The organism is Pseudoalteromonas sp. AOP7-A1-14, assembly GCF_052376275.1.
In the GTDB taxonomy this organism is placed as follows: domain Bacteria; phylum Pseudomonadota; class Gammaproteobacteria; order Enterobacterales; family Alteromonadaceae; genus Pseudoalteromonas.
Map to the genome: position 1 here is coordinate 1 of NZ_JBQSVO010000150.1, position 7,047 is coordinate 7,047.

Consider the following 7,047-nt stretch of genomic DNA (forward strand, 5'->3'; position numbering starts at 1 on the left):
GTTGGGTTTTTCAAAGCCCTTTAAGTGTTTAAAGGGCTTTTTTTATGATCACTCGTTTGCAGGGCAATATTGTTGTAAGAAGGTTTTATGCATTGGTAGTTGTGCCACACGCTGAGTAATTTGTTGTTTAATACTGCTTAAAAAGCGGCTTAGTTCATCATCACTCATTAGGCTGGCAATTAAATGGTGTTGCTTAGGTTTGATACCTTGGCCTAGCATTACTTGCACCCATGAGTCGACTCGAAATATATCGCCGTCATCTAAAAATACCCGGCCGGTTTCTTTAAACAAGCTAATTTTATGGGCTAGCGTCTCTGGTACTTCCATGCTTTTACAGTGACGCCAAAATTCGCTGTCAGAGCGTTCAGTGACTTTGTAATGCAGCACGATAAAGTCACGGATATTTTCGATCTCACTTTTTAGTTGCTTATTGTATTCACTGATCGCTTGCTCAGTAATGCCATTAAACGGAAATAGTCGCATAAAACGAATGACCCCGGACATAATTAAGTGGATACTAGTCGATTCAAGCGGCTCTACAAAGCCACTGGCAAGGCCCAGTGCTAAACAGTTTTTATTCCAGCCTTTACGGCGCCGACCTGTTTTAAATTTTATGACTTTAGGCTCAGTTAAGGTTTTACCTTGAATGTTCTCAAGAAGTAATTGCTTAGCGTCTTCGTCAGCTAAATAGCGGCTACAATACACTAAGCCGTTGCCTACACGTTGCTGCAGCGGAATTTGCCATTGCCAACCGGCTTCATGCGCAATTGCACGGGTATAGGGTGTGATGTTGTCATTTACAGCTTTAGTTTGTACTGCAATTGCGCTATCGCACGGTAGTAAGTGTGACCAATCTTCGTAACCTGTATGTAAGGCTTGCTCAATAAGTAGGCCTCGAAAACCAGTACAATCAATAAAAAAATCCCCGTCAATAGTGCTGTTATCGCCAAGAGTTAGGCTTTGTATATAACCTGACTCGGTACATTTGTTTACGCGGGTGATTTTTCCTTCAAGGCGTTTCACCCCTAAGTTTTCTGAAAATTCACGTAAGAATAACGCATAGCGGCTTGCATCCATATGAAACGCATAGTTGATAGGGTTTTGTTGATTAAAGGCAAATTTACCTTGCTTAGCGGCTTGTAGCTCATAACAGTATTCGCCAAACTCAGATTCTAATCCTAAGGATAAACTCTGTAGCCAAAAGTGGTGAAACTCGCCAGCCCAGCACTCTTTCCCTGTCATGCCAAATGAGTGAATATAGTCGGTGTTTTTTTGACCCCAATTTTCGAAGCTAATTCCTAGCTTAAAGCTTGCTTGCGTGGCCTTCATAAAGGCTTGTTCGTTTATGCCAAGTAATTTATGAAAAGTGCGAATAGGTGGGATAGTGGCTTCACCTACACCAACCGTTGCTATTTCGTCAGACTCAATCAAGGTTATGTTGATATTATTACCAACGAGCTTAGTCAACGCTGCTGCTGCCATCCAGCCTGCTGTTCCGCCGCCAGCGATCACCACATTTTTTATTTGTTTAGTGTGTGCCATTGTCTGGTTAAACCTTATTGTTTAAGAGTTGATTTAATAACGTGCGATTGCTTGGTAGTCCTTTTAGGTACTTGGCAATTTTTTCACGATTTTGTTGGTAAAAATAATGCCCGGCCTTTGGGTTGTTAAAAGTGCTTTCTACTTCCGTATTTTGTGTATTAAAGCCCATACCATATAGCACGTATTGATAACTTGCTGAGGGAAATATTTCTTCATTTTGAACGAGATCAAATCTGCTAGGTGGCTGATACTGCCAAATAGTCATTAGCTCTGCTAAGTTACTTGGGATACTTGCGGGGCTTTTTATATCGCGCCAGTATTGGCTATCATCACGTTCACTTAAAATATAATGTAACTTTAAAAAGTCGATTACGCGTTGCCAACGATAACGAAAGCGTTTATTAAATCGAGTCGCTAACATGTCCATATGAATACGGTTTTGTGGCAGTTGCTCGCTCAACATACTGATTGACAGTTCGACCATAGCAAGAGCTGATGCTTCGAGTGGCTCTATAAAACCTTGTGACATTCCGACGGCAAGGCAGTTTTTAAGCCAAAATTGTTTTCGGTAACCGGGGTTAAAGCTAAGCTTACGAGTTTGTAGTTGCTTGGCGGTTTGTTTTCCAATAGATTGCACAGCATAACGTTTTAAGACGTTTATAGCTGTTTGCTCGTCACAGTATTTATCGCAATAGGTATAACCAATACCGCGACGGCTCGGTAGACCAATATCCCAAATCCAACCGTTAGTTTGCGCGGTTGATAACGTGGCCGATGCAATTTCTTGTTGATCGTTCGCGTAGGGGACATGTGCGGCAATTGCGCTGTTATTAAATAGGATGTGATCTTGAGTAAGAAACTCAGCCTTATAATGCTCGCCTATTAGACGTGCTCTCGCTCCAGAGCAATCAATAAATAAGTCACCGTGTATTTCACCGTGAGTGGTAGTACTGAGTGACTGAATATAATCATCACTGTCATTTTTTACATCAAGTACATCATCAATAATATGCTTAACGCCCAGTTTTTCTACGCAGTGCTCTTTTAAAAATGTAGCGAACTTTCCTGCATCAAGGTGATAGCCATAATTAGTAACAGCGGCGTATTCTGGTGTGTGTAACTGTTTAGGCGCAAGAGCCGCTTGGCAAACAAAGCTTTGCATATTAACTGCATCGGCGTACTTTTGTGCTGATGCATTTTTTTGCCAGTAAGCATGTAAATTTGTTTCTAGGTAGCCATCAGGGGTCATAAATGGGTGGTAGTAGTTTTCGCCGCTGTCTAAATTACGCCAGTTAATAAACTTAGAACCTTGTTTAAATGAAGCGTCACAATAGCGTAAAAAATCACGCTCTTTAATCCCAATACGTTTGAGGGTGTTACGCATTGACGGCCAAGTGCCTTCTCCTACGCCTGATATGGCAATATTTGAAGACTCAATTAAGGTGATGTGTTTACTTGGATGCTCAGCAGCTAATAAACCTGCGCTTAGCCATCCTGCGGCGCCACCTCCTAATACTATAATATGTTGCATTTCATTGCTCATTGTATGCTCTTTCATTTTTATAACGTAAAAAGCCGCTAACAGGTAGCGGCTTAATAATACTCACAGTCTGACTGAGTTGGCAGTCACCATGAGTTAAAAGTTATAGCGCATACCAATATTATAGCGCGCACCGTTTTGTTCAAGATTCCATAATTGTGCTTCATAACGGCCATGCTGTCTTAGGTTTTGTTCGGTAATATTTATCCCCTCAACAAAAAATGACATTTGCTCACTGTAGTTATATGCAACGTTAAAATCAATTTGGTAATATTCCTCAGTAAAGCTTGGTTCGTTGACATAACGAGCGGCACTATTTAAGAATTTATCACGCCAGTTGTAGGCAATACGTGCTTGGAATTTATCATTTTCGTACATTGCAATAAAGTTAGCCGTATCACTTAGACCTACCAAGGCAAACTGGGTTGTAGTTGGGTCCGCGGCTACATCAAAATCAATATCACCATTTACAATTGTGTAGTTAGCTTGAATACCAAAGCCTGAGTCACCAAAGAAGTGTTGCAGTGCAATCTCGTAACCATCTATAACGGCATCTTTATTGTTAGTCGGTACTTGAGCTGTGAACTCCATTAGTGGATCATCACTATTTGGTAGTATATCGTATGCGGCTTCAAACTCTTCATAAGACATTGAATCAAAGGCAACATTATTTTCTGTTGCAGCAACCATTTGGAATAAGTTTGCAACTGTTAATGCAAGACCTTGTGCCGCAAGCTCAGCACGAGCAGCTTCAGCGCGAGGGCCTGCAGATGCATCACGCAGATCATAATAATTTTCGGTCATTGGTGATAAACCAATAAAGTTATCGACCGTTTTATTGTAGTAACCTACTGAAACATAACTTACATCTGAATAATACCACTCAGCAGATAAATCAATATTATCTGATTCTAGGGGGACTAAACTAGGGTTACCTGTCGATGCCGGTGCATTGGTAGTTCCAGGTATTAGGGCTGGACCTGTTGGTACACCTACTGTGGCCGCTGAGCTTAAATTATCGTAAGTCGGGCGAGCAATCGTCGTACTATATGAAGCACGTAAAGTTACCTCGTCAATTACATTAATATCAAAGTCGATACTTGGTAAAAAGTGATTATAGTCAGAGCTAAGTGAGTAATCTTGCTTGTTTGTACCGTAACGCACGTTAAAGTCGTTATTACCTTCCCATGCGACAGCGTCTGGTAAATCGATATTAGCAGTTGATGTGATATCGGTTGTTTCATAACGCGCACCAACAGATAGGTTAAATGGCATATCACCAATTTCACCATTGTGATTATATTGTACAAACGCAGCGGTTATATCTTCTTTTATAGTACGATTGGTCGCGTAGGCGCCATCTGCCGCAAAATTAAAACCGTACTGTTCAGCGGCCCAATAACCGACTTCAGAGGCGCTACCTGTAAAACCTTGGTTAAAGGAATCAGAAGTATTGTAGTCATCAAATTCAGCTAGGAAGTTTGTTGGATCTAAATAACCTTCAGGAAGTTCACCAGGGTTTTCAATTCCCCAGTTACCCATAGTATTGCGAGTTAATGATTGTAATGATTGACTTTCCATTGAGCGTGATTCAATACCAAAATCAACACTGCCTGTTTCAAGTAGGTATTTACCATGCAAACGAAATTCATCAACTGTAGACTCTTGACTTGCAAAGTTTGAATCTAGAATTGATGTACCTACATCAGATTGTTCTAAAGCGCCAGAACAATTAAGGTTATCTCGGCTGCAGTCATCAAAGTCGATAACCATTGAAGGTAAATCACGGCTAAAATCGACAGATTGTCCTGCAACAACATTCGCACCTAACCCTGCATTTACCCAACTGCCATATTCTGCATCAGGCTTACTGGTTGCTTCAGAACTATGCGCATCAAACATGAAACTAAGGTAATCATTTACATGATATTCAAGGTTTAAGCCGATTGATTTATTTTCGTTAACTTGATTTTGTTCTTGAAGTGCTAAGCCCAAATCGCGGGTAGATAAATCACCACGTTCTTCGCTATAGTAAATAGGTGTTTTAACTTCGTTATCATCAAAAATTAGGTGGCTTTTATAGTTATCCATCCAAATTGATTGTTCTGCACGAGACTCATAAATATCTTGCTTTGAATAAGTATAATCTACGGTTGCAGTAAAGTCGTCAACAGGGCTGTATTGTAATGTTAATTGCGCATTTGTACGTGTTCTTTCACGATCGGCAATTGTATAGCGCAAATCTGATGGCATTGAATAATATTGACCCATGGCAGGGGCATTTTCTACGATGATATCATCAGCAGATTGAGGAATTGTACCGTCATATTCTGTGGTACGCCATTCATTAACAAATGCCCCGGTGCTTGAGCTATCTCGTTCCTGCACACTTGCAGTTAATGAAGCACCAAACACAGCGTCTTCATCGGTCCAGCTAAAAATACCTGAGAGCTCAGGGGTGATATCATCGCCAACACGATTTGTTGTGTCATGCTGAGCTTTAACACCAACATTAGCTACAACACCTGGGTTATCCAGTGGGCGAGCAGTGTTTATGTTAATTGTAGCGCCAATACCGCCTGACGCAATGCTTGCTTTACCGGTTTTATATACTTCTACTGCACTCACACTTTCTGAAGCTAAATTGGCAAAATCGTAAGAACGAGAGTTTGGCGTACCGCCACCTGCAGGAATCGAAGCCGCTGGCATTGTACGTCCGTTTAATGTCACCATATTATAATCTGGACCGAAACCACGCACTGTGACTTTTGAGCCTTCACCATTGCTACGGTCGATCGAAACACCAGTAATGCGTTGTAGTGATTCAGCTAAGTTGGTGTCAGGAAATTTACCTATATCTTCTGAAGAAATGGCATCAACAACCCCCGCAGAATAACGCTTCAGCTGAGTTGATTCTTTAATACTTCCTTTGAAGCCTGTCACTTGAATAACTTCTAAGTTATCCGGCTTTTCAGCTTCAGCCGCTAGAGTAGGTAAAGTAGTAACACCTAAAAGCAAAGATAAGCTGGTAGCTAACTGTGTTTTCTTTAAAATATGATTGGACATTAGGTTTCCCTCGTACTTTTATCATTATTATTTCTTACTTTATAGTAAGACATTGTTGTTCAAGTTTATGTATTGCAAACATGGAAGCGCTACCATAATAAAGTAAGAAAATTGTGCGTGTGTGGAAGCGCTTCCAGAAAGGTTAGTGATAATTTCTCACTACGTCAACAACTGTCTTTAAATTTTTGCGACATAATTGTTTAATAAGTGTTTCGCTGCGCTAGGCTGAATATATAACTCAATATTAATTATATGATTACGGGCATTTATTTTGATAAAAGAGAATAATTAACTGTTGGATGCAAACTGTTGGTTACAAAGAGTATAGCCAAGCGCTGAAAATTATACTCATTTGACAAGCGCAGTTAACTTACTGCATTGCCATAGCAAGTGGGTGGTATGAGCCAGTGCCAACAATAACGTTAGACGCGAAGGTGAAGCCAAGAGCTTAACATTGCAAAACCTATATAAGCTTTAGGTACACCGACTTCTATAGCCGTAGAAGGCTGCGATATAGGCTGCGCTAGGTACAAGGCTACCGAGCATAACGGTTGAACCAACCTTTAATTTAATAGCGTGGCAACACTTACCCGAATCGTGGCGAGAGTTAATGGGCAATGATAGCAAAATAGCTAGTTTATAATGCTTCCATGGTAATAGGGGCTTTGTTTTCGGTGCTGTCGTGCCAGTTTAACCTAAACGGATAGCCGCTATATAATATGACATGTCGTCGATACTCACTTACCCAGTCAGGGGTATTTCTTAGTGCGTACTTTTAGTGAGTACAGGCCGCCATATATCGCATACGGCGCGCAGCTTTTAAACTTTGCACAAAACCATTTAGAGCTACCCCTTAGAATGATTTGGTATGTAATGAATTAGCAAACTTCAAGTTAGGT

General features: G+C 40.8%; 3 protein-coding genes. All 3 read right to left on the bottom strand.

The window, feature by feature from the left end:
• Nucleotides 1-48: 48 nt before the first annotated feature.
• The gene (locus tag ACT3RM_RS16360; RefSeq protein ID WP_441836239.1) at nt 49-1,542 is read right to left on the bottom strand and encodes a tryptophan halogenase family protein; all 1,494 of its coding nucleotides are present in this window, start codon (nt 1,540-1,542) and stop codon (nt 49-51) included.
• Nucleotides 1,543-1,549: 7 nt separating this feature from the next.
• Entirely contained in the window at nt 1,550-3,085 is a 1,536-nt protein-coding gene (locus ACT3RM_RS16365; RefSeq protein ID WP_441836238.1) for a tryptophan halogenase family protein, read from the bottom strand.
• Nucleotides 3,086-3,178: 93 nt separating this feature from the next.
• Nucleotides 3,179-6,148 (bottom strand): TonB-dependent receptor, encoded by a 2,970-nt coding sequence (locus ACT3RM_RS16370; protein ID WP_441836237.1) that lies wholly within the window; start codon nt 6,146-6,148, stop codon nt 3,179-3,181.
• Nucleotides 6,149-7,047 lie beyond the last annotated feature (899 nt).